Consider the following 24,917-nt stretch of genomic DNA (forward strand, 5'->3'; position numbering starts at 1 on the left):
CTGGCGGTAGCTTGGCTGGATGGCAGCCACCGTGCGCAGGACCTCGTGCAATCTGTGTGAAGCCATCTGCGGCGTACTCGTCACCGTCGACGACGGCCGGGTCACCGACATCCGCGGCGACGAGTCCGACCCGTTGTCGCGCGGGCACATCTGCCCGAAGGCCGTGGCCCTCCAGGACCTGCAGGACGACCCGGACCGGCTGACCACCCCGGTCCGCCGTACGCCGGACGGCTGGCAGGAGATCGGCTGGGACGAGGCCACGGCGTACGTCGCCGCGCGACTGACCGCGATCCAGCAGGAGCACGGCAGGAACGCGGTCGGCGTCTACCTCGGCAATCCCAACGTGCACAGCCTCGGCGCGATGACGCACATGCCGACAGCCGTGCGGTTGCTGCGGACCCGCAACCGGTTCAGCGCCACCTCGGTCGACCAGTTGCCGCACATGCTCGCGTGCCACCTGCTCTACGGCCACCAGCTGATGGTCCCGGTCGCCGACATCGACCGGACGGCGTACCTGTTGATGCTCGGCGCGAACCCGCTGGCCTCCAACGGCAGCATGATGACCGCGCCCGGGTTCGGCCGGCGGCTCAAGGAGGTCCGCCGCCGCGGCGGCCGGGTGGTGGTGATCGATCCGCGCCGGACCGAGACGGCGGCCGTCGCCGACGAGCACCACTTCGTCCGGCCCGGCACCGACGCGGCGTTCCTGCTGGCCCTGATCCACCAGGTGATCGCGGACGGCAACGCCCGGCCGGCCGACTACGTGGACGGACTGGACCAGGTGACCGCCGCGGTCGCGGAGTGGACGCCGGAGCGGGCCGCGGCGGCGACCGGGATCGACGCCGCGGTGATCCGCCGGATCGCGGCCGAGTTCGGTACCGCGGACCGGGCCGCCTGCTACGGCCGGGTCGGGGTGTCGACGCAGCAGTTCGGGGCGGTCTGCCAGTGGGCCGTGCAGGTGCTCAACATCATCACCGGCAACCTCGACCGGCCCGGCGGCACGATGATCCCGCGACCGGCCGTCGACACTCTGCGTGGAATCGGGCGCGGCCACTTCGGGGTGTGGACGAGCCGGGTGCGAGGTTTGCCCGAGTTCGGCGGCGAACTGCCCGCGGCCGCGATGGCCGAGGAGATCCGGACCCCGGGCGACGGCCGGATCCGGGCGATGGTGACAATCGCCGGCAACCCGGTGCTGTCCACGCCGAGCGGCCGCCGGCTGGACGAGGCCCTGGCCACGCTGGACTTCATGGTCGCCGTCGACCCCTACATCAACGAGACCACCCGGCACGCGGACGTGATCCTGCCGCCGACCCCGCCGTTGGAGCGCGACCACTACGACCTGGCCTTCCACCAGCTGGCGGTCCGGAACACCGCCCGCTGGAACGACGCCGTGCTGCCCCGGCCGGCCCACGCCCGGCACGACTGGGAGATTTTCCGCGACCTGGGACTGGCCCTGCTCCGCCGTACGCCGATGAGCCGGCGCAAGCTGCTCGCCACGGCGCGGCTGCGGCTCACCCCGCGACGGATCGTCGACGCCGGGCTGCGGATCGGGCCCTACCGGCTGTCGGTGCGAAAGCTCCGGAAGTCCCCGGGCGGGATCGACCTCGGTCCGCTGCAACCCGCACTGCCGCAGGCATTGCGGACGCGCGACAGGCGGATCGACCTCGCCCAGCCGATGCTGCTCGACGACCTGCCCCGGGTGCAGCAGTCGTTGCTTGCTTTGAGCAACGAGGATGACCTGTTGCTGATCGGGCGCCGGCACTTGCGCAGCAACAACTCGTGGATGCACAACTCGGCTCGGCTGGTGAAGGGCAAGCCACGGCACCAGCTGCTGATGAACCCGACGGACCTGGCGCACCGCGAGCTGGTCGACGGCCAGCTGGTGGAGGTCACCTCCGCGGTCGGCTCGGTCGCGGTCGAGGTTGCCGCAAGCAACGACATGATGCCGGGCGTGGTCAGCCTGCCGCACGGCTTCGGCCACGGCCGGGCCGGGGCGCGGCTGACCGTGGCCAACCAGGTGTCCGGCGTCTCGGCCAACGACCTCACCGACGACGCATTCACCGACACCCTGTCCGGTACGGCGGCGCTCAACGGCGTACCGGTGCAGGTGACCGCCGCCAACCGGTGATCCACGCCGGGACCTCGAGCAGGTTCGCGGCACGTCGCACAGGATCGCGGGACCGCGTGCAGGACCGCGTGCAGGATCGCGGGACCGCGTGCAGGATCGCGGGACCGCGGACAGGCTATGCCCTGTTCAAGGTGCCGACTTCCTGGGCGCGGCGTCCGGGTGCGGCCGAGCTGTCGCGGACGATCAGCAGCGGGGTGGAGTAGAGATGCGCCTCGGGCGGCGCGCCGTCGAGCACGCCGAACAGGCGGCGGGCGACCTCCGCGCCGTACGCGACGATGTTGTGGCTCATCGCGGTCAGCGGCGGATGGGTCAGCCGGCACAGCGCCGAGTCGTCCCAGGCGACCAGCGTGACGTCGTCGGGTGATCGCAACCCCAGGCCGTTGACCACCGAGAGCCCGGCGACCGCCATCAGGTCGTTGTCGTAGATGATCGCGGTCGGGCGGTCGTCGGCGGTCAGCAACCGCCGGGTCGCCGCGGCACCCTGCTCGCCGGAGAAGTCGGTGTGCAGCACCTGCAGGTCGAGCCCCAGCCGGCGGCCGACCGCGGCGAAGGCCTGGTCCCGGATCCACACGTGCCCGTGCTCGGGCGGCCCCGCGACGCGCGCGATCGACCGGTGGCCGAGCGACACGACGTGCTCCACCGCGGCATTCATCGCGGACCGGCCGTCGGTCCAGACAGACGTCAGCCCGTCGGCCAGCGCGGGGTCGCCGACCACCACCGCGGGCAGTTCGAGCTTGCGCAGCAAGGGAATCCGAGGGTCGTCGACGCGCAGGTCGACCACGATCACCCCGTCCACCCGCCGCTCGGCGGCCCACTTCCGGTACGTCGCCATCTCGTCGGCCAGGTCGGGCACGACCTGCAGGGCCAGCGCGTACGACTTCTCGCTCAGCACGGACTCCACACCGCCGACGAAGCCCATGTAGAAAGGCTCCTCGCTGAGCGTCTTCGCGGTCCTGGCCAGCACCAGGCCGAAGGTCTCACTGCGCGCCGCCGACAGCTGGCGGGCGGCCCGGTTGGGCATCCACTCCAGCTCCTCGGCGACCTTGAGCACGCGCGCCCGGGTGGCCTCGGAGACCCCCGGCTGGTTGTTCAGCGCGTACGACACCGCTCCCTTGGAGACGCCCGCCCGTCGGGCGATCTCCTTGATGGTCACACGGGCCACGATCGGCCTCCTTCGAACGGGCGGTCCGAACCGGGACGGGCGGTCCGGCAGGCACTCATTGTGCGCCGCCCCCCACTGTCTGTCTGCAGGTAAACGCTCTCCCTCACCCACAGCAACCATTTGATCAAACCCACCTCGTGCACGGCCCAGCCACCGATCGCGCCGGTTTCCGGCCGGTCCGTGCACAAGGTTGCGGAACGGAGGTCGGGAAGCGGTTGCCGGGGACGTGTTCGGAGGGTGGTTGCACTCTGGTCCGGGCGGGCAAGGTGGGATAGTCTGCCGGTCGGTACTTAACCGGTTCGGTCAACCGAGGCCGGGTCTTCTTTGGGCAGCGGAGAAGCTCCGGCGACGAGGAGAGAAGAATGGTCGCAGTGGACAACCTGTCCCTCCAGCTCTACACCGTGCGGCACAAGCTGGAGGAGGACTTCGACGCCACGCTGGCCCGGATCGCGGAGATCGGCTACACGAAGGTCGAGCCGTTCGGTCTGGTCAATCTGGCCCCGCAGCTCGCCGAAGCGCTGCCCAAGTACGGTCTGTCGGCGCCGAGCACGCACGCCGGCCTGCTCCGCGAGGACAGCGGCCCGATCTTCGAGGCCGCCCAGCAGCTGGGCATCGGCACCGTCATCGACCCGTTCGTCGAGCCCGCGCGCTGGCAGTCCGCGGACGACATCAAGGCGACCGCGGAGGCGCTGAACAAGGCGGCTGCCGAGGGCGCCGAGCACGGCATCGCCGTCGGCTACCACAACCACCACTTCGAGCTGGAGTCGGTGATCGACGGCGTGCACGGCCTGGAGATCCTGGTCGCGCACCTGTCCGACGAGGTCATTCTCGAGGTCGACACGTACTGGGCCGCCGTCGGTGGCGCCGACGTGCCCGCGCTGCTCGGCCGGCTTGGTGACCGGGTGAAGGCGCTGCACGTCAAGGACGGCGACGGCACCCTGGACAACAAGGCGCAGGTCGCGGTCGGCGACGGCACCATCGCAGTGCAGGACATCCTGGCCGCGGCGCCCACCGCGCTGCGCGTCGTCGAGCTGGACGACTTCAGCGGCGAGATCTTCGACGCCGTCGAGGGCAGCTTCCGCTACCTCACCGGGCAGGATTTCGCATGAGCGCGGTCGGCGTAGGCGTGATCGGCGCCGGGGTGATCTCCGACGCCTACATCAAGAGCATGCAGAGCTTCCCCGACCTCAGCGTCGTCGCGATCGGCGACCTGCGGCCGGAGGCAGCCAAAGAGAAGGCCGAGCAGTACGGCATCCCCGCCCACGGCGGACCCGAGGCCGTGCTGAACAACGCCGACGTCGAGATCGTGGTCAACCTGACCATTCCGATCGCGCACGTCGAGGTCGCGCTGGCCGCGATCGCCGCCGGCAAGCACGTGTGGAGCGAGAAGCCGTTCTCGCTCGACCAGGAGAGCGGGCTGAAGCTGCTGTCCACCGCCCAGGACGCGGGACTGCGGCTGGGCTGCGCGCCGGACACCATTCTCGGTCCCGGCCTGCAGACCGCACGCCGGATCATCGAGAAGGGTGACATCGGGCAGCCGCTCACCGCGCTGACCCTGATGCAGTCGCCCGGCCCGGAGTCCTGGCACCCGAACCCGGCGTTCCTGTTCCAGGAGGGCGCCGGCCCACTGTGGGACATCGGCCCGTACTACCTGACCACGCTGGTGCAGCTGTTCGGCCCGGTCGCGGCCGTCGCCGGGCTCGGCTCGAAGTCGCGGGACAAGCGCACGATCGGCTCCGGCCCGCTGGCCGGCACCGAGTTCGACGTCACCGTGCCGACGCACGTCAGCGCGATCGCACGGTTCGAGTCCGGTCAGTCGTCGCAGAGCATCTTCAGCTTCGACTCCCCGCTGCCGCGGGCCGGGTTCGTCGAGATCACCGGTTCCGAGGCGACGCTGGCCCTGCCGGACCCGAACCGCTTCGACGGTGAGCTCAAGGTCCGCCGCCGCGACGGCGAGGACTGGGAGTCGGTCGCGACCACCGAGGCCACCGCCGAGCGGGGTACCGGAGTTCTGGAGATGGCGCGGGCGATCCGGGCCGACCGGCCGCACCGGGCCACCGGCGCGCTGGCCTTCCACGTCGTCGACGTGATGGCCTCGATCACCGACTCGATCGAGTCCGGCACGTTCGTCGACGTGACCAGCACGGTCGAGGTCCCGCCCGTCCTGCCGGACGACTGGGACGTCACCGCGGCCACGCTCTGACCGCTGTCGACGCATCGGATCCCCGGCGAACCGCTGTGTTCGCCGGGGATTCCTTCACCCCGGCCCACCCCGCGACCTGAGCCCGCCGACCCGAGCCCGCCGATCCGGGTTCGCCGATCCGGGTTCGTCGACTCGAGTCCGCCAACCCAGCCCGCGACCTGAGCCCGGCCACCCCGCCGGCTGCTTCGTCGTTGTTCAACTGAACCGGTTCATGAAATGAGATCGATGACCTCCCTGACCGTTGTCCCCCTGACCTCCGCCGGCGGTGCCGCCTGGACCGTGCGGGCCGTCGACGGCCCGGTACCGGACCGGCACAGCGCGCTGCGGACCACGCCGGTCACCGCGACCGTGCCGGGCGAGGTGCACACCGACCTGCTGGCGGCGGGCGTCATTCCCGACCCGTTCGACGGCGCCAACGAGGGCACACTGGCCTGGATCGGCCGGACCAGCTGGAGCTACCGGATCGAGTTCGACTGGGACGCCGACGGGCACGCGGTCCAGGAGCTGGTCGCCGAGGGGCTGGACACGGTCGCCACCGTCACGCTGAACGGCACGGTCGTGGCGAGGACCAGCAACCAGCACCGCTCGTACCGGTTCGACGTGACCGCTCTGCTTGTTGCCGAGAGCAACGAACTGGTGATCGAGTTCGCCGGTCCGGTGGAGACCGCGAACCGGCTGGCCGAGCAGCTCGGGGTCTGGCCGCACACGAATCTGCACCCGTACAACGCGCTGCGCAAGATGGCCAGCAACTTCGGCTGGGACTGGGGACCGGACGTCGCCACGGCCGGGATCTGGCGGCCGATCCGGATCGAGTCGTGGACCGGCGTCCGGATCGACACCGTGCGCCCGCTGGCCGGTCTGGACGGCGACCGCGGCGTGCTGGACACCCGGGTCACGCTGGCCTGGGCCGACGGCTTCACCGCCGACGCCACCGTCGCCGTCGAGGTGGGCGGGACCAGCACCGAGACCACCGTGCCGGCCGGCACCGCCGAGGTCGGCGTCACCTCGACGCTGGACGCCGTCGACCGCTGGTGGCCGCGCGGGTACGGCGACCAGCCGCTGTACGACGTGAGCGTGTCGCTGCGCGCCGGCGAGCAGACCGGCGACTGGACCGGCCGGGTCGGCTTCCGCACGATCACCGTCGACGTCGCACCGGACGAGCACGGCGGCCCGTTCGTGCTGTCGGTGAACGGCAAGCCGGTCTACGTGCGCGGCGCGAACTGGATCCCCGACGACGCGTTCGTCACCCGGCTGAACCGCGAGACCTACCAGCGCAGCATCGCCGACGCCGTCGACGCCGGGATGAACCTGCTCCGGGTCTGGGGCGGCGGCATCTACGAGACCGACGACTTCTACGACATCTGCGACGAGGTCGGCCTCCTGGTCTGGCAAGACTTCCTGTTCGCCTGCGCGGCGTACTCGGAGGACGAGCCGCTGCGCAGCGAGGTGGAGGCCGAGGCCCGGCAGGCCGTCACCCGGCTCGCACGGCACGCCAGCCTCGCGGTCTGGAACGGCAACAACGAGAACATCTGGGGCTACGTCGAGTGGGGCTGGCGCCAGCCGCTGGCCGGCCGGACCTGGGGCGAGGGGTACTACTTCGACCTGCTGCCGAAGATCGTCGCCGAGCTGGACCCGCGGACGCCGTACTCGCCGGGCAGCCCGTACTCCTACGACCACTTCATCCACCCGAACGACGAGCGCCACGGCACCATGCACATCTGGGACGTGTGGAACCAGGTGGACTACTCGACGTACCGCAAGTACCAGCCGCGGTTCGTCTCCGAGTTCGGCTTCCAGGGACCGCCGGCCTGGTCGACGCTGACCTCGGTGGTGCACGACGAGCCGCTCGACCCGTACGGCGAGCAGATGCTCGTGCACCAGAAGGCGAACGAGGGCAACCTCAAGCTGGAGCGCGGGCTCGGCAACCACCTGCCGCGCTGGAAGACCATCGATGACTGGCACTGGACCACCCAGCTCAACCAGGCCCGCGCGGTCGCCTACGGCATCGAGCACTTTCGCAGCCTGTTCCCGCTGAACACCGGGGCGGTCGTCTGGCAGCTGAACGACAACTGGCCGGTGATCTCCTGGGCGGCCGTCGACGGGCACGGGATCCGCAAGCCGCTGTGGTTCGCGCTGCGCCGGGTGTACGCCGACCGGCTGCTCACCGTGCAGCCGCGCGAGGACGGCCCGGTGGTTGCCGCGCACAACGACACCGAGGAGACCTGGTCGACCGAGGTGACGGTGGCCCGGCGCAGCACCGCGGCCGGTGGCGAGGTGCTCGCGCAGGAGACGTTCAGCCTGGAGGTGGGTCCGCGGTCCGCGGTCCTGAACTCGCTGCCCGCCTCGGTCGCCACTCCCGGCGACCCGACGACGGAGTACGTCGAGGTGCGCGCGGCCGACGGCAGTACGGCGTACTGGTACTTCGTCGAGGACACCGCGCTGCAGCTGGTCGGCGACGCGTTCACGTCGTCGGTGACGGCGACCGGCGACGGGTACGACGTGACCGTGACGGCGACCGCGCTGGTGAAGGACCTCGCGCTGTTCCCGGACCGGCTGGACGCGGCGGCCCGCGTCGACAGCTGCCTGATCACGCTGTCGGCGGGCGAGGCGCACACCTTCCACGTGACGGGCGGCGCCGCACCGGACACGGTCGGCGTACCGGTGCTGCGGTCCGCGAACGACTTGGTGGCTTGAGTCTCCCCCGCTGGGAGACGGCACAGTGAGGGCATGACCTACTCGATCGGTGAGCTGGCCCGACGGACCGGGCTCTCGGTGAAGACGATCCGCTTCTACTCCGATCGAGGGGTCGTGCCGCCCACCGGCCGCACCTCGGCGGGCTACCGCCAGTACGACGCGGAGGCGCTGGCCCGCCTGGAGCTCATCCGCACGCTGCGCGACCTCGGTCTGCCGCTGGCGACCATCCAGCAGGTGCTGCAGCGCGAGCATTCGCTGGCGGAGGTCGCCGCTGCTGAGGCGGACGCGCTGGAGGTGCAGATCCGGGCCCTCCGCGTGCGGCAGGCGGTCCTCCGCTCTGCAGCCCTCTCGCCGGAGCGGCTGCACGAGTTGCAGCGGTTGGCAGCGCTGACCGCTGCTGAACGGACCACCCTGGTCGAGGGCTTCCTGGAGTCAGTCTTCGCCGATCCCCGGCCCTCGCTCGCGGCCGCCCGGCAGACCATGCGCCCTGCGCTGCCGGACAATGCGACCGTCCAGCAACTGGAAGCCTGGTTGGAGCTGGGCTCGCTCTGCCAGGACTCCGACTTCCGGGACCTTCTGCGGCAGCTCGTGAAGAATGTGCCGGCCGACGGCGTGCCGCGTCCCGATGCCGTCGCTGTCGTCCGCGACCGAGTGGCACAGCTCGACGGCCTCTCGCCCGACTCCCCTGCCGCAGCCGCGATCGTCGTCGAGCTCGGTCCACTGGACATCGACCACCTCCGGCTGGCATCGGACCCGCGCAGGCAGCGCTACGTCGAGCTCTTGGCAGTCCTCAACGACTGGCCCGCCCCAACCGACCCAACGCCCGCCCTGAACTGGTACCTGGCCGCAGCCCGCGCGTGAACCTCCGGCCTTCGGCGGAGTACCACTGCAGGGCCAGGACGACAGCCAGCAAGATCTCGACCACGTCGCCGCCGTAGTACATGACCTTCGCGCCGACAGCCAGGTCAGCAGCAGCGAACGTGGTGCCCGGCGGCGGAGAAGCGTACAGCGACTTCGCCAGTACGGCGTGCGCCGCGCCGGCCAGAACGACCGTCGCGGCGCGCGGCACGAGGCCGTAGCGGCGCCGAACGGGATCCAGCTGGCAGATGACGAAGGCGAACAGCAGTCCGCTCACGATGACGTGCCCGTGAACCACCGCGTGCAGCCAGGGGCGTTCCTGCGACGCAGCGAACAGCGGAGTCCGGTAGAGCGCCCAGAGACCGCCAACCTCGAGGACAGCGACCACTGGAAGAAGCTGCACGAAGCTCGACCACCTGGAGTGCGCGAGAGCGAGCAAGGATTGCCGAGCCCGGCCAGGGCGGAGTACGCGGAGAGCGAGGGTCAGCGGGCGGGCCAGCACAATCAGCAGCGGCGCAAGCATGCCGATGAGCAGGTGCTGGGTCATGTGAGCCGTGAACGCTCGACCCGGCAGCGGCAAGGCGAAGGCCGCAGTGAGTCCGAGCACTCCACCGGCGAAGCACAGGAACCGCCCGACGGACCAGGTGTCCCCGCGCCGCTGCAGCCGCTGCACCGCCCACGCGTACACGATCACCAGGACCAACGCCGTCAGCAGGGCAGCGAAGGTCGCCAGCCCGGTCGCCTGATGGTCGTGCGAGTGGGTCATGGCCGAGTGCGCCCGGCGCGGATCAGCAGGACGCCGGCCACGACCATCAGGACCGCCAGCACGTTCCAGGTCCAGTCGTACAGCGTGAGGTCGACCTGGTAGCGGATCTGATGCAGATCGAGCAGCTTGTGCTGGACGGTGCCGTCGTACAACTGGAAGGCGCCCGCGCCCAGCAGGATGCCGCCAGCCAGACTGCGGCCGACCAGGCCCGCACGCCGGCGCAGATCGGCCACCATGACCAGCCCGATGACCACCGCGAACCACCCGAAGGCATGGAACAGCCCGTCCGAGACGAGCCCGGCTGCGGGCGTCGACCGGTCGTAGAAGTGGTGCCAGTGCAGCAACTGGTGAAACACGGTCTCGTCGACGAACGCCGCGATCCCGATGCCGATCAGCACCCCGGCCCAGACGGACCGAGTCGGCAGCAGCACGCCGTACTCCGGTGGAGGCTGCACCTGGGAACGTTGGGCCGGTGGGCGGGCGGTGGACATCGGAACACCCTTCACGCGGGGACGGTTGATCGCCGGTACCCAGATCCCCGGGCGCTATCCGAGCCAGCTGCCTGCCGGCGCTAGAGGATGCGCAGGGTCAGCGGCGTGGGCGGAGGGCGGTGAGGTGGGCGTCGAGCAGCAACTCCAGCCGTTTGCGGCCGAAGGTTCGCGGATCCACCAGGGCTTGCACCACGAGACCGTGGGTGAAGGCGGCCAGACCGGCGGCCAGGTCCATGGCATCGCCCGTGATCAGGTCGCCATCGTTCTGCGCCTGAATGACCAGCGGCTTCAGCCGCGTTCGCCAGCGGCGGTAGCGAGCTTGCTCCAGCGCAGCCAACTGAGGGTCGGCCAGCGCGACATCCCAGGAGCTGACCCAGACCCGGTTCAGTTCGGTCGTTTCCGCAGTTAGCGGCAGCACCGCGATCAGAGCAGTCCGCAGATCGGTGGTGTCCGGGACCAGGGCCTGCGTCCGCTGCTCGGCAACCTCCAGGGCGTGCAGTACCAGCGCCTGCTTGGACGGAAAGTAGTGGGTGACCAATCCGGTGGACCCGCCCATCGCCGCCGCCACCGCGCGCAGCGTCAGGCCGCCGAACCCGTCCGCGGCAACGACTTTCCACACCGCCGCCGACACGTCACGGCGGCGCGCGTCGTGATCCGTTTTCGCCGGCATGCGTCCAGTGTACGTACCAAACAATTGTTATGTATGGTGGGGCGGTCCAGCACTCCCGGGTCCTGAGGAGACACGATGTTCGCTGCAACGATCGCCGACAACGCCGAGTTGCGGCCGCTCGAGCCCTGGCAGGCCGCCGAGTTCCAGGCCCATGTCGACAAGGCTCGAACGAACCTCTCCCCCTACTTGCCGTGGGCGGTGACTGTCGTCGACGACCGAACAGCACGTGAGTTCCTGCAGCGCTATGCCGAGCGCCAGGCTGCGGACGAGGGTCGCATCTACGGCATCTGGCTGGCGGACGAACTCGTCGGCGGACTGCTGTTCCGCACCTTCGACACCGATGACGGCAGTTGCGAGATCGGCGTCTGGCTGGCCGGCCACGCCGAGGGGCGCGGTCTGGTCACCCGCTCGGCGCAGCTCCTGATCGATTGGGCGCTCGGCGTCCGGGGCCTGAGCCGGGTCGAGTGGCGGTGTGTCCCGTCGAACACCCGCAGCATCGCCGTCGCGCGCCGCCTGGGAATGACACACGAGGGCACCCTCCGGCAGGCCTTTCCCTACCGCGGGGAAGCGCACGACGTACAGACCTGGTCGCTCCTGCGCACCGAATGGGAGGACCGCTCGCGGGAGTAGCCCGGTTCGGAGGCATACTCGACTTCCGTGACTGGGGCACGGGGATGGACGTTGGCTGCGTTCTGCGCGGTGGTGGCAGTACTGCTCGGCAGCTGTGGCGGCTCCTCGGCTCCGCCCAGCGTCCAGGACTCGCCCACGCCGACCGTCTCGGCGAGCACACCGGCTCAGCCGTCGTCGAAGCCCAGCACCACCCCGGTGCGCCGGCCTGGTGAGTCCCGGGCGCGAACGCTGATGCCGATCGTGCAGCACGGTCCCCGGGACAAGCCGCGGATCGCACTGACCTTCGACGCCGACCTCACGACCGCAATGCGCCGCCGGCTGCACAGCGGTCAGGTGAAGTCGTACTACAACGAGGCACTGATCCAGCACCTGCGCGACCTGAGGGTCCCGGCCACCTTGTTCCTCACCGGCCTGTGGATGGAGCAGTACCCGGACCGGACCCGCGAGCTGGCCGCGGACCCGCTCTTCGAGCTCGCGACCCACAGCTACGACCACCGTGCCTTCACCAAGCGCTGCTACACGCTCGGCACCGTCCCCCGCGCCGGCATGCTCACCGACGTACGCCGGGCCGTCACCATCCTGGACGAGCTGGACCCGCAGGCGACCCGCTGGTTCCGGTTCCCCGGCGGCTGCTACGACGGCACCGCCCTGCACGAGTTGGCTCCGGCCGCTGTCACCGCGGTCGGCCTGGACGTTCCGGGCGCCGACGGCTTCGCCAAGTCGTCCGAGTCGATCGTCGGCCAGGTCCTGCAGAACGCGCGCAACGGCTCGATCGTCGTCCTGCACATGCACGGCGGCGACAACGCGCCGCTGACCGACGAGGCGATTCCCTCGATCGTGAAATCGCTGCGTTTGCGGGGCTACGAGTTGGTCACCGTGACGGAACTGATGGCCGGCTGAAGCCGTCACAACCTGCGGTCCGGCGAGTGGCGGTGGCGCGACGCCCCGTCCGGGGTGGCAGTCTGGGCTGACGACGGGCCAACGGTCCGGCGCTACGAGACAGGGACGGTGGGCTTTGACGACGACCGAGTCGCGGTCACGGGGCCGGAGCCTGCGTGGCAACGCGCTGGGAGTTGGTGCGGGCACGGCGATCGGCGTCGCCTCCACCGCCCCGGCGTACTCGCTGGCAGTGTCGGTGGGACTGCTGGCTGTGTACACCGGCGCCGCGGCACCGCTGGTGCTGGCGGTCAGCGCGATACCGGTCGTACTGGTCGCGCTCTGCTTCCGGGAGCTGAACCGGGCCGAGCCGGACTGCGGTACGACGTTCCCGTGGACCGAGAAGGCGTTCGGCCTGAGCGTCGGCCGGATGGTCGGCTGGACCACGGTGATGGCCTGCGTCCTGGTGATGAGCAATCTCGCCCAGGTCGCCGCCGTCTACACCTACGCACTGCTCGGCCTGGAAACCGCTGAGGAGTCCCGGCTGGCACAGGCCGGGCTGGGCACGGTGTTCATCCTCGGCATGGCCCTGCTCGCGTACCGCGGCATCCGGGTCGCCGCAGGCACCCAGCTGTTGCTGCTGTCGGTCGAGCTGGTCGCGCTGATCTGGTTCGTCGTCGGCGCGTTCCGGGAGGCCGGCACCGTCAGCATCCCCGCGTTCTCGGACACCGGTGACGGAGCGTGGGCGGCCGGCGTACTGGTCGCTGTCTTCCTCTACTGGGGCTGGGACTCGTCGTTCAGCGTCAACGAGGAGTCCCGCAACCCACGCAGTACTCCGGCCATCGCCGCCCTCGTCGCGAACGGCATCCTCGTCGTCCTGTACGTCGTGGTCGCCTGGGCCGCCGTCGCGTACGCCGGGACCGGCCAGCTGGCGGAGATCGCCGACGACGACTTCCTGGCGGTGCTCGGCGCCGACCTGCTCGGCACGGCCGGCGGCAAGCTGCTGATCGCCGCGGTCCTGGTGTCGGCGCTGGCCTCGACGCAGACCACGATCCTGCCGACCGCCCGGACGATGCTGTCGATGGCCCGGCGGGACGCGTTCCCGGGCCAGTTCGCGCGGATCTCGGCCCGCTACCAGACCCCGAGCGTGTCGACCTGGACGTTCGCGACCGCCAGCGTGCTGGTGTACGTCGTGCTGGTGCTCACGTCGGACGCCGTACTGGCCGACTCCGTGGCCGCGGTGTCCATCCTGGTCTCGCTGTACTACCTGGCCACGGCTCTGGCCGTCCCGGTGTACTTCAGCGGCGAGCTCCGCGGCCGGATGGTCCAGCGGCTGGTGGTGCCGGTGCTGGCGACCGTGTCGTTCGCGACGGTGCTCGTGCTGGCGGTGGCCGACGTCGGCACCGGCCCGCTGGTTGTGGTCGGTGTGACCATGGTGGTGGGCGCGGCGGTGATGTTCTCGATGAAGCCGCCGGCCGAAGGGGAGGGACGACGATGAGCGACCGCCGGATGCGCAGTGTGGGGATCACGCTCGGTCTGACCGCGCTGGTCGCCGCCTCACTGACCGGGTGCTCCAGCGACGACGAGGACCAGCCGGACTACGCGGCGATCTGCGTCGACCCGGAGACCGAGCAGCGGACCAGCGACGAGAACTGCAAGGACGAGCGCGAGTACAACGGCTCCGGCGCGGGATTCTTCTGGTTCTACATGGCCACCCGCAGCGGAGTGCTCGTACCGCCGATCGGTGGCCGCTACCCGGCCGGCTCCGGCACCTACACCGTCCCGCGCACCGGCACCGGCGGCGCGGCGCCCTCGGTCCGGCGCGGCGGGCTGAACCCGGGCGGCGGTGACATCGGCACCATCACCCGGGGCGGGTTCGGCAAGTCCGGCAAGGGGAGCTCTGGCGGCTGATGTGGCGACACGCGATCAAGCCGCGGCCGGACTGGCGCGACAAGGTCGTCGAGCAGGGCCTGGTCTACCCGATGACCGAGCTGCCCGACGGCACCGAGCGCCCGTACTGGAACGAGAGCGCGTGGTACGAGGTGACCATGGAGGAGGTGCTGCACCTCGAGCGGGTCACCGAGGAGCTGTACGAGATGTGCAAGCACGCCGCGTCGGTGATGGCGGCCGGTGACCGGTTCAGCGACGCCCAGCTCGGGCTCGCCCCGGGCACGTTGCCGCTGGTGCAGCAGTCGCTGAAACGCGACGACCTGTCCGTGTACGCCCGGTTCGACCTGGTCTGGAACGGCGTCGAGCCGAAGATGCTGGAGATCAACGGGGACACCCCGACCGGGCTGCTGGAGTCCGCGGTGATCCAGTGGAACTGGCTGGAGGACGTCTTCCCCGACGCCGACCAGTGGAACTCGGTGCACGACCGCCTGGTCAAGTGGTGGAGCGAGCAGCTCGCCGCCGGCCGGTTGCCGGGCAACGAGGCGCACTTCTTCAACTCCGGCGCCGAGACCACCGGCGAGGAGGCGATGACGGTGGCCTACCTGCGCGACACGGCGGCGATGGCCGGGCTGGCGACGTACGGGCACGAGATCGAGGACCTGGGCTGGGAGTCGGCGCAGCGGGCGTTCGTCGACTGGGGCGGGCGGAAGATCCGGACCGCGTTCAAGCTGTACCCGTGGGAGGACATGCTCGACGACGAGTTCGGCCGCTACCTGCTGGCCGGCGTCGAACGCGAGCCGGTGCAGTGGATCGAGCCGATCTGGAAGACGATGCTGTCCACCAAGGCGATCCTGCCGGTGCTGTGGGAGCTCTACCCGGACCACCCGAACCTGCTGCCGGCGTACTTCGACCACCCCGGCGACCTGCTCGAGTGGGTGGCCAAACCGCTGCACGGCCGGGAGGGCGGCAACATCCGGATCCACACCATCGGCGGCGACGACCACGTGCACGACGGCCCGTACGACACCGGCACGATGGTCTACCAGGAGTGGAGCCCGCTGCCGTCGTACGAGGGGAACCGGGCCGTGATCGGCAGCTGGATCGTCGACGGGGCGGCCGCCGGCATGATGGTGCGCGAGTCCGACGGGCCGATCACCGACTACTACGCCCGCTTCGTCCCGCACGCCATCGGCACCGCGCCGCGCCCCGACGAGGAGACGATCAAGCAGTGGCTGACGGAGTGATCAGTCGACGGTGATCGCGACGTACTTGACCTCCAGGTACTCGTCGATGCCGACGCTGCCGCCCTCGCGGCCGAGGCCGGACTGCTTGACGCCGCCGAACGGCGCCGCGGGATTGGAGACGATGCCCTGGTTGAGCCCGATCATGCCGGTCTCCAGCTTCTCGCAGACCCGCAGCGCGCGGCTGAGGTCGTTGGTGAACAGGTAGGAGACCAGGCCGAACTCGGTGTCGTTCGCCATCGCGACCGCCTCGTCCTCGGTGTCGAAGGCGGTCAGCGGTGCGACCGGGCCGAAGATCTCCTCCTTCTGCAGCCGGGCCGACCGTGGTACGTCGGTGAGCACGGTCGGCGGGTAGAAATAACCCTTGCCCTCGGCAACTTCGGCGCCGGTGAGCACGCGGGCGCCCTGCTGCACCGCGTCGTCGACCAGCTCCTTCACCTTGTCGCGCTGCTCGGCGTCGATCAGCGGGCCCACCTCGACGCCGTCCTCGGTGCCGCGGCCGACCCTCAGCGCCGACATCCGCTCGGTCAGCCTGGTCGCGAAGTCGTCCAGCACCGACGAGTGCACGTAGATCCGGTTGGCCGCGGTGCACGCCTCGCCGCCGTTGCGCATCTTGGCCTGCAGCGCGCCCTCGACCGCCTTGTCCAGGTCCGCGTCGGGGAAGACCAGGAACGGCGCATTGCCACCCAGCTCCATGCTCGTGCGCAGCACCTGTTCGGCCGACTGCTCGATCAGCTTCCGGCCGACCTGCGTGGAGCCGGTGAACGAGAGCTTGCGGGCCCGCGGGTCGCGGATCAGCGGCTCCATCACGCCGCCGGAGTCGCTGGTGGTGACCACGTTGAGCACGCCGGCCGGCAACCCGGCCTCGGTCATCAGCTCGGCCAGCTTCAGCATCGACAGCGGCGTCTGCGCGGCCGGCTTGATCACCATCGTGCAGCCGGCCGCGACCGCCGGCCCGATCTTGCGGGCGCCCATCGCGGCCGGGAAGTTCCACGGCGTGATCAGCAGGCACGGCCCGACCGGCTGCCGCGTCACCAGGAACCGGCCCTTGCCGTTCGGCGCGACCTGGTAGCCGCCGTCGATCCGCACCGCCTCCTCGGCGAACCAGCGGAAGAACTCCGCGGCGTACGCGATCTCGCCCTTGGACTCCGCGACCGGCTTGCCCATCTCCAGCGTCATCAGCAGCGCCAGCTCGTCGGCGCGCTCGGTCATCAGCTCGTACGTCCGGCGCAGGATCTCGCCGCGCTCGCGCGGAGCGGTGGCAGCCCAGTCCGCCTGTGCGGCGACGGCCGCGTCCAGTGCGGCCACACCGTCGGCCGGACCGGCGTCGGCAACCTCGCACAACGTCGTACCGGTGGCTGGGTCCTCGACGGCGAGAGTCCTACCGCTCTCCGCCGCTCGCCACTTGCCACCGACGAACAGCTCGGTCGGGCACTCCTGGACGACTTCCTGCTCGCGCGACATCAGCTCTGCCTTTCCGTAGTGGGGCAGTACCCACCTTAGGTCGGGGCGGTCGAGCGTTGGGCGCGATCAGGCGGTGGCGATCAGGCGGTGGCGACGAAGTGCGGGGCCGAGCGCGGCACGGTGCGGATCGCCCGGGTCAGAGCCGCCGCGACCGTGCGGAGGATCGAGGAGCGCACCAGACCGTCGTACGCGAGTGGGGTGAGCATGATCTCGTCCGCGCCGGTGCTGGCGGCCAGGGTCGCCAGCCCGGAGGCCACCGTCGAGCGTGAACCGACGATGTGCCCCGGGTCGTCCAGCAGCCGCTCTGCCCGCCCACGCTCGCGGCCGGTGAGCGGCGGCGCCAGCAGTTCGAGCAGCTCGGCCGGAGTGGCCCGCAGCGAGGCCGTGCTCAGCCGGTGCTTCACCCGGACGTACTCCGCCAGCCGGTTCAGCGCCTCCTCGTCGGTGTCCGCGGCAACGATCCCGACGGACACCCCGAGGTACGGCTTGCCGGTCGGCCCGGTCGGCTCGAACGTGTCCCGGTACGCCGCCGCGGCCGCCACCGTCGCCTCCGACGCGGTGAGGAACACCGGCAGCCCTCGTACCGCGGCCAGCTGCGCCGTCGCCGGCCGGTTCGCCAGGACGAACACCGGTGGTGGCAGCCCGGCCAGCGTGAGGCGGACGTCTCCGACGGGAACCCGTCCGGGCAGACCGTCACGCAGGAACCGGCAGAGCTCGTCCAGCCGCTGCGGGAAGGTCTCCCGCGCGTCACCGGACCAGCCCAGAGCGGCCGCGGTACAAGGTGCGGAGACGGCGCCCTCGCTGACGCCGAGATCGACCCGGCTCGGGTACGCCGCCGCGAGCGCCGCGAACTGCTCGGCGACCAGCAGCGGCTGGTGGTTGCCCAGCAAGATCCCGCCGGACCCGAGCCGGATCCGGTCGGTCCGGGCCGCCAGCACCGCGGCGAGCACCGCCGGCGACGCGCTGCCGAAGCCGCGCACCCCGTGGTGCTCCGCGAGCCAGAACCGGCGGAAGCCGAGATCGTCGGCCGCCTGGGCGACCTCCACGGTCTCCCGCAACGCGGCGGCGGCGGACTGGCCGGCCGGTTGCGGCACCACGTCGAGCACCGAGTGGGCGGAGACCGGGAGTCCGGGAGCTGGGCTGAACACCTGCCCACCGTGTCACCTGTCCGCCGATCGCACATGGGGGATCCACCCCCATGTTCCGCACCCCCACCCGGCGCCGAAAGATGGGGGCCGACGGCTCTTGCCGGGCCGTTGACGCCTCAGGCATCGTTCTCGGCGTTCCAGCAGTTCGACCCGACAGCGGGAGGCCGGCCACGACGACCACGACCAGCGGGAACCGTCACGGTCTCTCGCCACACCTGGATTCCTGACCCGGAAAGCCTTCCACCAGAGGCGGCCCGGGACAGGTCCTGCTGCCGCGGGGCGGTCAACCCCCAGTCACCGTCCCGCGGACAGCAGCAAAACAAGCGTTTGCCGGACACGTACGTCGAAGCGAACGCTTGCGGGAATATGGGGGTTCCATACCCATGTCTTCTCGCGCGCCTGCTGCCACGCTGTCGGCGTGCTCGACTCAGCGACGGCGGCAACCGCCCATCCCACGGCCTGGTGGTCCGCTGGGCTGGCTCCGCACGAGTCCGGCGCGCAGCGCCCGGCCTGGGCGGAGTACATCGAGCGCAGTACCGCCACCACCCACGAGCCGGAGGCGGCAACCGGGGATTGGCAACACGATTTGCTCCGCTGCCTCGCTCCCCTGCTCGCCACCGCCCGCAACGACCTGCTCGCCGCCGGACACACCGGCCCGGTCACCGACCAGTTCCTGCAACGCCTGGGCCACCGCCTGCTCAAGCTGTCCGCCCGCACCCTGGTCCTGGAACTGCACCGCGCTCGGGTCCGCGGCGACCTGACCGGCGCCACCCCGAACGAACGTTTCCTGGATTTCACCCACCGGCTCGCAGGAGGGAGCGAGCTGGCGGACCTCCTGGCCGAGTACCCCGTCCTGGCCCGCATCCTGGGCGAGGCGTGCCGGCAGTCCGTAGCCGCCCACCACGAACTGCTGACCCGCCTCGCCGAGGACCGCGAACTGCTGGTCACCACGCTCTTCCACGGCCGCGACCCGGGCGAGCTCGCCGGTGTGGATCCAGGCGGCGACCCTCACCGGGGCGGTCGCTGCACGACCGTCCTCACTTTCGCCGACGGTCGCAAGGTCGTCTACAAGCCTCGGCCCCTGGATCTGCACGAGCACTTCAACCAAATCGTCGACTGGCTGAACAGCAGGACCGCCGCGGCCTTGCGCACCGTACGGATCGTCCGCCGCCCCGGCTACGGGTGGATGGAGTTCATCGAGCACGCGCCGTGCGACGACCTGGCCGCCGTACGCCGCTTCTACCACCGCCAAGGCGCTCTGCTGGCTCTGCTGTACGTGCTCGACGGCACCGACATGCACCACGAGAACCTCATCGCCGGCGGCGACCAGCCGGTTCTCGTCGACGTCGAGACGCTGTTCCATCCGGCCATGGCGAGCACCGGTCCGCTCGGTCAGGATCCAGCCCACACCGCCTTGCTCAGCTCGGTCTCCCGGACCGCACTGCTGCCATTGATGGTGGTCGGAGAGCACGGTGCCGCGGATCTGTCCGGCATCGGCGGCGACGACGGCGTAGCTCCCCACGAGGTCGTCGACTGGGCGGATGCCGGACTCGACTCGATGCACCTCGTACGCCGCGCCGGCAAGAACCAGTACCGCGACAACCGACCTACTCTGCGCGGGTCGGTGACCGAGCCCAGGGACCACGAAGTCTCTTTGCTCGCAGGCTTTCGCAGCGCGTACGAAGCCATCGCCCGGCACCGCGCCGAGTTGCTCGGTCCAGCTGGCCTGCTCACCCGGTGCTCGGCAGACGAGATCCGCTACGTCCCGCGTCCTTCGCGGATCTACGCCACCCTGCTCGACGAGTCGACCCATCCCACTGCGTTGCACGATGCCGACGGCCACAGCTCACTGCTCGACCTGCTGTGGGATGCCAACCAGGAGCTGCGCCAGGTGGTGCCGTCCGAGCTCGCGGATCTCTGGTCGGGCAACATCCCGCTCTTCACCACGCGCCCGCAAACCCGTGACGTCTGGGCTTCCGACGGCACCCGGGTCCCGGGCCTGCTGAGGACGGAAGGCCTGGCAGCCGTCGAGGCGAAGGTCGCGGCGATGGGCGAGGTCGACCAGGACCGCCAGTGCTGGGTGATCTCCGCGAGCCTCGCCACTCGCCCCGCACCGGTGCTGCACTCGAGCACCGCCACCCGGCCGGGACTCGGGACCGCCGAAGCGGATCCGGAGCAGCTGCTCGCCGCCGCCACCGACATCGCGGACGAGGTGATGGCCCAGGTCCTCGGCGACAACGGCAGCCAGGCGAACTGGCTCGGCCTCGAACTGCTCGACGACCACCACTGGACGATCCTTCCCATGGGCGCCGGGCTCACCAACGGCTACCTCGGAACCGCGTTGTTTCTGGCCCAGACCGGAGTTCTCACCGGCGCGACCAAGTACTGCGAACTGGCGTACGACGCGATCCGCCCGATCCCCCAGGTGCTCGAGGTCTTGGCAGCGAGTCCCGACGCCGGGCAGACCGTCGGCGCCGGCCTGCACGGACTGGGCGGGATCAGCTACGGCCTCAGCAGGCTGGCCGAACTGCTCGACGACTCCAGCCTGCTCAGCTGGCTGGACCTGTCGCTCCAGCTGATGGAGAACGCAGCGTCCCGTTCCGAAGGCGTTCCGAGCTATGTCGAAGGCGCCGCCGGGGGCCTCACCGCTGTGCAGGCGATCGGCAGCGGTCCACGGACGACGAAGCTTGCCGCCCAGTACGCCGACGAACTGCTCGCCGCTGTCAACCTTCACCTCCAGCAGGCCGAGCCGGCCGGCTTCGCGCGCGGCTACGCGGGAATCGCTTGGGCGCTGGGCCATTACGCCGCGGCAGATTCGCAGTACCACCACGCTGCCCGAGTCGCGGTTGAGCGAGCCGAGCAGACCACCGCAGCGAATCCGGGCTGGTGCTCCGGCCAGGCCGGGACGTTGCTCGCCGGTCTGCGCGCCGGTGGACCGGTCGACCTCGACGCCTACCTGCGCCACGCCACCGAACGTCCGATGCTCGCCGACCTGAGTCTGTGTCACGGCGAGCTCGGCGCGGTCGAGCCACTGTTGTGGCTGACCGAACGCGATCACCCAGCCGTTGCGGCCGTCCGGCGCCGCCGGGCCGGGCTGGTGCTCGCCGCAGTACAGCAGCACGGACCGCAGTGCGGCACGCCGCGCGCCGTTCCCTCCCCCGGTCTGCTGACCGGCCTGGCGGGAATCGGCTACGGCCTGCTGCGCCTCGGCTTCCACGGGCAGATCCCGTCCGTGCTGCTGCAAGAACCGGCCCGGCCGGCGCCCATCACAGCGCCGGCGGGCCACCAACCGACAGGGGAGACATCATGACCGCCCAGCACCCGCACGACGAGAACCTCGCCCAGCCCGCCACCGACCTCGAAGGCACCGACCCGCTCGGTCCCGTCACCTTGCCGAAGCGCAGCAAGATCGGTCGCCGCGCGCTCGCACTCGTCGGCACCACCAGCATGGCGGCGCTGGCGGTTCAGACTCTCGCCGACGGCTGCTCGACCTTCACGACTGTCGGGCACGAGCTTTAGCGCCTGCCGGGCGGCCGGATGGATGGATCGGGCAACGATCCGATCAAACGTCTGATGCACTTCCAGCCGACCAGCCGATCCGCCTGCGATCCGACCTGTCCACGATTAGAGTGCAGGGATGCGGACCCATGCGCCCAAGGTGGTCGGCAGGGATGGGGAGATCGAACAGCTCCACGACCTTTTGGCGGCTGCCCGTTCCGGCCATGGCGGTGCTGTCTTCCTGACCGGCGAGCCTGGCATCGGCAAGAGCCGGCTCGCCGCGGTAGGCACCACCGAGGCGCTGGATCACGGCATGGTCACTCTCCGGGGCCGGGTCGTCGCCATCGGTACGACGGTCGCCTTCCGGCCGTTCAGCGAAGCGCTGCTGTCGTTGATTCGCCGGGGAGAGATGCCCGATCCCGAAGTGCTCGGGCCGTACCGACGGGTACTCGCCCGGCTGATCCCGGACTGGGACGACGGAACCGCCGAGACCGCTGTCTCGGCGGTCGTGCTCGGCGAGGCGATCCTTCGGCTGCTCGGCACGGCCGGTCGCGATCGCGGCTGCCTGCTCGTCCTGGAAGACCTGCAGGGCGCGGATCCGGAAACGCTAGCCGTCGTCGAGTACCTGCTGGACAATCTCGAGGACCAGCCGATCGCGCTGATCGCGACCGTTCGCTCCGAACGCTGCCCCGCCGAGGTCGTGGCGCAACTGGCCGATCAGCGAGGCACTGCCACGCTGACAGAACTCCGTCCTCTCGACCGGGACCAGGTCCGCGAGCTCGCGGCCAACCGGCTCGAGGTCGGGCCGGAAGCCGTCCCGGACCAGCTCGCCGATCGCCTCTGGACCGACAGCGCCGGCATCCCCTTCATCGCCGAGGAGTTGCTGCAGGAAGCCAGCAGGTCGGGCCAACTGCTGGCCGGTGGCGACGGTGTGGTGCAGGTTGCCGACGACCTCCGGATGACCATTCCGGCCGCTGTGGTGCACAGCATCAACAGCCGGACCGACCAGTTGGGTCCACAGTCCCGAGAGCTGCTTGTCCTGGCAGCGGTGATCGGGCACCGTTTCCCGCTGAGCGTGGTCCGGCAAGCCAGTGCGATCGACGAACGGCAACTGCTCGCCACCCTGCGGGCCGGCCTGGCCGCACAGCTGGTCGGGCCGGACGAACCGGTTCCCGACTGGTACGCGTTTCGCCATCCGTTGACCGCCGAGGCACTGCTCGCCGGGCTGAACCCGACCGAGCGTGCGACGTTGGCCGGCCGGTGCGCCGACGCAATCGAGTTGCTCCACCCCGGGCTGCCGGGCGAGTGGTCGTTGATGGTCGCGGAACTGGCCGAGACCGGCGGGAACCCGGCACGTGCGGCACGGTTGTTCGCCGAGGCAGGGCGGAGGGCCTTCGACGAGGGTTCGCTCGGCAGTGCGGCGCGGCTGCTCGATCGCGCTTTCACCTTGCTGGCCGACGATCCAGATGTCGAGTACCGTGCGGACGTGCTGGGCTCCCTGCTGCTCGCGCTCGGCGAGACAGGGCAGTTCGAGCACCCGGCCGCCCGGCCGGAGCTTGTCGACCACCTGGCAAGTCGCGGTCTGGACAGTCGCAACGTGGCCCGGCTTCACGTCCGTCTCGCGGAGTTCAACTACTCCGCCAGTCGCTGGTCCGCTGCGATTTCGCACATCGGCTCCGCCCGAGCCCTGCTCGGACCGGAGGCCGGCGACGCCGACCTCGCCCCGCTGGAGGCGATCGCGGCGGCGGTCGAAATGACCAGGACCAGTCCGGGCCGGCTCAAGTCGGCCACCGAGCTGGCCACCCGGGCCGCGGAGGCCGCGCAACGCGCGAACCTGCCGACGGTCGAAGCCGATGCGTGGCAACTGCTCGGCATCCTCGCTCGGGAACACGATCTCGAGCAGTCGATCAGGTACTTCCAGCGCGCTCGGCAGGTAGCCACCGACAACAACATGGGGCTGCAGCGCGTCGTCGCGCACATCTTCCAGGCGGGCACCATCTACCTCGCCGACGGTGACGGCACCGAGCTGGAGACGGCCAGGCAGCAGGCGCTGAAGATCGGGGCGATCCCGAGCGCTTACGACGTCGACCGAATCCTTGCCCAGCAAGCCGTGCTCAGAGCCGAGTACGACGTGGCCGCGGTGAAGATCGAGGAGTGCCTGGAGGTCACCCGGCGGCTCAAGCTCGGCCGCGGCGCGCCGTACGTGCTGGTGACCAAGGCGATGCTGGCCGGCCATCAGTGCCGGCGCGCCGCGATGGAGCAGACCCTCGCCGAACTTGCCGAGTACGGCGAGAGAGCGTCGCACGAGCTGCCGGTGTCCTTCGGACTGGCGCGGACCTTCTGTGCGCTGCTCGAGGAGAACCGCGAGCTCGCCGAGAACGAGATGGCCCAGGCGCTGGCCTACGACGCCCAGAACCCGAGCATGTTCCATCTGGCGGGCAAGAACGGTGTCGGGCTCCTGCTCGGCGTACTCGCCGGCCGAAACAGCTGGGAACACCTTGAAGCGGTGATGGCCACCGCGGCCAGCCGGATGCGCTGGAACCGGCAATTTGTCCAGTTGGCGCACGCTGTCCTGCTGGGACGGGACGGACGCGCCGAGGAAGCCTCGGCGATGGTCGACGAGGCGCTGCAAACCGCCGAGATCTATCCGATGGCACGCCACCTCGGTCTGCGGCTGGTGGCCGAGCAGGCGGCGGCCGACGGATGGGGCGATCCCGTGCTCTGGCTCCGGCTGGCGGAGGAGCACTTCCACCGCGCCGACGTACCGGCTGTCGCCAGTGCCTGCCGGAGCATGTTGCGGCAGCTCGGGGCGACCGTGTCGCAGCGGCGGTCGGGCAGTGATCAGGTGCCGGCGCATCTGCGGCAGTTGGGGATCACCACCCGGGAGTACGAGGTCTGCCTGTTGCTGGTGGATCGGATCGGGAACAAGTCGATCGCGTCGCGGTTGCACATCTCTCCCCGTACCGTGGAGAAGCACGTGGCGAGTTTGATGACCAAGACGCGGCAGCCGGATCGTGAGGCGTTGAGCAGCTTCGCGCGGACGGTGTTGCAGGACTGATCCCGGGGTCCGCGCGTGTGCTCAGGCGGTGGGTGCCCGGTCGGTGATAGGTGTCGACGCACGGACCTCAGGGGGTGGCCGCCCACCCCGCGGCGCGCGTCGTTCCGTCGATAATTTATGAACGCTCGCTTTATATATAGGAT

The 24,917-nt window shown here is 70.4% G+C and carries 19 protein-coding genes; 13 read left to right on the forward strand and 6 right to left on the reverse strand.

What is annotated here, in order from left to right; all coding sequences use genetic code 11:
• The first annotated feature begins 19 nt into the window (after window positions 1-19).
• On the forward strand, window positions 20-2,125 hold the full coding sequence (locus KFLA_RS32340) for a molybdopterin-dependent oxidoreductase (protein WP_012924060.1): 2,106 nt from the start codon (window positions 20-22) through the stop codon (window positions 2,123-2,125).
• Between the two features lie 115 nt (window positions 2,126-2,240).
• On the opposite strand, the gene KFLA_RS32345 is transcribed toward KFLA_RS32340, so the two are convergent.
• The gene (locus tag KFLA_RS32345; RefSeq protein ID WP_012924061.1) at window positions 2,241-3,287 is read right to left on the reverse strand and encodes a LacI family DNA-binding transcriptional regulator; all 1,047 of its coding nucleotides are present in this window, start codon (window positions 3,285-3,287) and stop codon (window positions 2,241-2,243) included.
• A 362-nt stretch (window positions 3,288-3,649) separates the two neighbouring features.
• On the opposite strand from KFLA_RS32345, the gene KFLA_RS32350 reads away from it, so the two are divergent.
• From KFLA_RS32350 to KFLA_RS32365, 4 genes are all read left to right on the forward strand, one after another.
• A complete protein-coding gene (locus tag KFLA_RS32350; protein WP_012924062.1) occupies window positions 3,650-4,396 on the forward strand; it encodes a sugar phosphate isomerase/epimerase family protein in 747 nt (248 codons plus the stop codon).
• Window positions 4,393-5,490 carry a Gfo/Idh/MocA family protein gene (locus tag KFLA_RS32355; protein ID WP_012924063.1) on the forward strand — a complete coding sequence of 366 codons (1,098 nt, stop codon included), beginning with the start codon at window positions 4,393-4,395 and terminating at the stop codon, window positions 5,488-5,490. Before KFLA_RS32350 ends, KFLA_RS32355 begins: the two co-directional genes overlap by 4 nt.
• Before the next feature lie 225 nt (window positions 5,491-5,715).
• Window positions 5,716-8,184, forward strand: coding sequence for a glycoside hydrolase family 2 protein (locus tag KFLA_RS32360; RefSeq protein ID WP_012924064.1), 2,469 nt, complete (start codon window positions 5,716-5,718; stop codon window positions 8,182-8,184).
• Window positions 8,185-8,217: 33 nt separating this feature from the next.
• On the forward strand, window positions 8,218-9,045 hold the full coding sequence (locus tag KFLA_RS32365; protein WP_012924065.1) for a MerR family transcriptional regulator: 828 nt from the start codon (window positions 8,218-8,220) through the stop codon (window positions 9,043-9,045).
• Here KFLA_RS32365 and KFLA_RS32370 read toward each other — a convergent pair.
• The 3 genes from KFLA_RS32370 to KFLA_RS32380 form a co-directional block, all read right to left on the reverse strand.
• Window positions 8,975-9,808 (reverse strand): cytochrome c oxidase assembly protein, encoded by an 834-nt coding sequence (locus tag KFLA_RS32370; RefSeq protein ID WP_012924066.1) that lies wholly within the window; start codon window positions 9,806-9,808, stop codon window positions 8,975-8,977. The two genes, KFLA_RS32365 and KFLA_RS32370, sit on opposite strands and share 71 nt — an antisense overlap.
• Window positions 9,805-10,263, reverse strand: coding sequence for a DUF2243 domain-containing protein (locus KFLA_RS32375; protein WP_041289582.1), 459 nt, complete (start codon window positions 10,261-10,263; stop codon window positions 9,805-9,807). Before KFLA_RS32375 ends, KFLA_RS32370 begins: the two co-directional genes overlap by 4 nt.
• A gap of 133 nt (window positions 10,264-10,396) precedes the next feature.
• On the reverse strand, window positions 10,397-10,969 hold the full coding sequence (locus KFLA_RS32380) for a TetR/AcrR family transcriptional regulator (protein ID WP_012924068.1): 573 nt from the start codon (window positions 10,967-10,969) through the stop codon (window positions 10,397-10,399).
• A 75-nt stretch (window positions 10,970-11,044) separates the two neighbouring features.
• On the opposite strand from KFLA_RS32380, the gene KFLA_RS32385 reads away from it, so the two are divergent.
• The 5 genes from KFLA_RS32385 (at window position 11,045) to KFLA_RS32405 (ending at window position 15,609) form a co-directional block, all read left to right on the forward strand.
• On the forward strand, window positions 11,045-11,599 hold the full coding sequence (locus KFLA_RS32385) for a GNAT family N-acetyltransferase (protein ID WP_012924069.1): 555 nt from the start codon (window positions 11,045-11,047) through the stop codon (window positions 11,597-11,599).
• A gap of 27 nt (window positions 11,600-11,626) precedes the next feature.
• A complete protein-coding gene (locus KFLA_RS32390; protein WP_012924070.1) occupies window positions 11,627-12,499 on the forward strand; it encodes a polysaccharide deacetylase family protein in 873 nt (290 codons plus the stop codon).
• Window positions 12,500-12,614: 115 nt separating this feature from the next.
• On the forward strand, window positions 12,615-13,973 hold the full coding sequence (locus KFLA_RS32395; protein ID WP_012924071.1) for an APC family permease: 1,359 nt from the start codon (window positions 12,615-12,617) through the stop codon (window positions 13,971-13,973).
• Window positions 13,970-14,386 carry a lipoprotein gene (locus KFLA_RS32400; RefSeq protein ID WP_012924072.1) on the forward strand — a complete coding sequence of 139 codons (417 nt, stop codon included), beginning with the start codon at window positions 13,970-13,972 and terminating at the stop codon, window positions 14,384-14,386. Before KFLA_RS32395 ends, KFLA_RS32400 begins: the two co-directional genes overlap by 4 nt.
• Window positions 14,386-15,609: a glutathionylspermidine synthase family protein gene (locus tag KFLA_RS32405; RefSeq protein WP_012924073.1), complete on the forward strand. Its 1,224-nt coding sequence runs from the start codon at window positions 14,386-14,388 to the stop codon at window positions 15,607-15,609. The genes KFLA_RS32400 and KFLA_RS32405 overlap by 1 nt, the downstream gene beginning before the upstream one ends.
• Here KFLA_RS32405 and KFLA_RS32410 read toward each other — a convergent pair whose 3' ends face one another.
• Together KFLA_RS32410 and KFLA_RS32415 are read right to left on the reverse strand one after the other, a co-directional pair.
• On the reverse strand, window positions 15,610-17,070 hold the full coding sequence (locus KFLA_RS32410; protein ID WP_012924074.1) for an NAD-dependent succinate-semialdehyde dehydrogenase: 1,461 nt from the start codon (window positions 17,068-17,070) through the stop codon (window positions 15,610-15,612). It abuts the gene before it with no gap.
• Between the two features lie 80 nt (window positions 17,071-17,150).
• Window positions 17,151-18,218, reverse strand: a complete 1,068-nt coding sequence (locus tag KFLA_RS32415; protein ID WP_012924075.1) for an MsnO8 family LLM class oxidoreductase — start codon at window positions 18,216-18,218, stop codon at window positions 17,151-17,153.
• A gap of 418 nt (window positions 18,219-18,636) precedes the next feature.
• Here KFLA_RS32415 and KFLA_RS32420 point away from each other — a divergent pair, with 418 nt between their 5' ends.
• The 3 genes from KFLA_RS32420 (at window position 18,637) to KFLA_RS32430 (ending at window position 24,774) form a co-directional block, all read left to right on the forward strand.
• A complete protein-coding gene (locus KFLA_RS32420; protein ID WP_012924076.1) occupies window positions 18,637-21,528 on the forward strand; it encodes a type 2 lanthipeptide synthetase LanM family protein in 2,892 nt (963 codons plus the stop codon).
• The gene (locus KFLA_RS32425) at window positions 21,525-21,737 is read left to right on the forward strand and encodes a hypothetical protein (protein WP_012924077.1); all 213 of its coding nucleotides are present in this window, start codon (window positions 21,525-21,527) and stop codon (window positions 21,735-21,737) included. Before KFLA_RS32420 ends, KFLA_RS32425 begins: the two co-directional genes overlap by 4 nt.
• A 118-nt stretch (window positions 21,738-21,855) precedes the next feature.
• Window positions 21,856-24,774 (forward strand): helix-turn-helix transcriptional regulator, encoded by a 2,919-nt coding sequence (locus KFLA_RS32430; RefSeq protein WP_012924078.1) that lies wholly within the window; start codon window positions 21,856-21,858, stop codon window positions 24,772-24,774.
• Window positions 24,775-24,917: the final 143 nt, after the last annotated feature.

The organism is Kribbella flavida DSM 17836 (genome assembly GCF_000024345.1).
Classification (GTDB): Bacteria; Actinomycetota; Actinomycetes; order Propionibacteriales; family Kribbellaceae; genus Kribbella; species Kribbella flavida.

Excerpts from the sequence above, each read along its gene's own strand:
- KFLA_RS32405 (WP_012924073.1), top strand. The coding sequence starts at position 14,386 with ATGTGGCGACACGCGATCAAGCCGCGGCCGGACTGGCGCGACAAGGTC.
- KFLA_RS32370 (WP_012924066.1), bottom strand. The coding sequence starts at position 9,808 with ATGACCCACTCGCACGACCATCAGGCGACCGGGCTGGCGACCTTCGCT.
- KFLA_RS32355 (WP_012924063.1), top strand. The coding sequence starts at position 4,393 with ATGAGCGCGGTCGGCGTAGGCGTGATCGGCGCCGGGGTGATCTCCGAC.
- KFLA_RS32400 (WP_012924072.1), top strand. The coding sequence starts at position 13,970 with ATGAGCGACCGCCGGATGCGCAGTGTGGGGATCACGCTCGGTCTGACC.
- KFLA_RS32360 (WP_012924064.1), top strand. The coding sequence starts at position 5,716 with ATGACCTCCCTGACCGTTGTCCCCCTGACCTCCGCCGGCGGTGCCGCC.
- KFLA_RS32410 (WP_012924074.1), bottom strand. The coding sequence starts at position 17,070 with ATGTCGCGCGAGCAGGAAGTCGTCCAGGAGTGCCCGACCGAGCTGTTC.
- KFLA_RS32350 (WP_012924062.1), top strand. The coding sequence starts at position 3,650 with ATGGTCGCAGTGGACAACCTGTCCCTCCAGCTCTACACCGTGCGGCAC.
- KFLA_RS32365 (WP_012924065.1), top strand. The coding sequence starts at position 8,218 with ATGACCTACTCGATCGGTGAGCTGGCCCGACGGACCGGGCTCTCGGTG.
- KFLA_RS32430 (WP_012924078.1), top strand. The coding sequence starts at position 21,856 with ATGCGGACCCATGCGCCCAAGGTGGTCGGCAGGGATGGGGAGATCGAA.
- KFLA_RS32425 (WP_012924077.1), top strand. The coding sequence starts at position 21,525 with ATGACCGCCCAGCACCCGCACGACGAGAACCTCGCCCAGCCCGCCACC.
- KFLA_RS32380 (WP_012924068.1), bottom strand. The coding sequence starts at position 10,969 with ATGCCGGCGAAAACGGATCACGACGCGCGCCGCCGTGACGTGTCGGCG.
- KFLA_RS32385 (WP_012924069.1), top strand. The coding sequence starts at position 11,045 with ATGTTCGCTGCAACGATCGCCGACAACGCCGAGTTGCGGCCGCTCGAG.
- KFLA_RS32340 (WP_012924060.1), top strand. The coding sequence starts at position 20 with ATGGCAGCCACCGTGCGCAGGACCTCGTGCAATCTGTGTGAAGCCATC.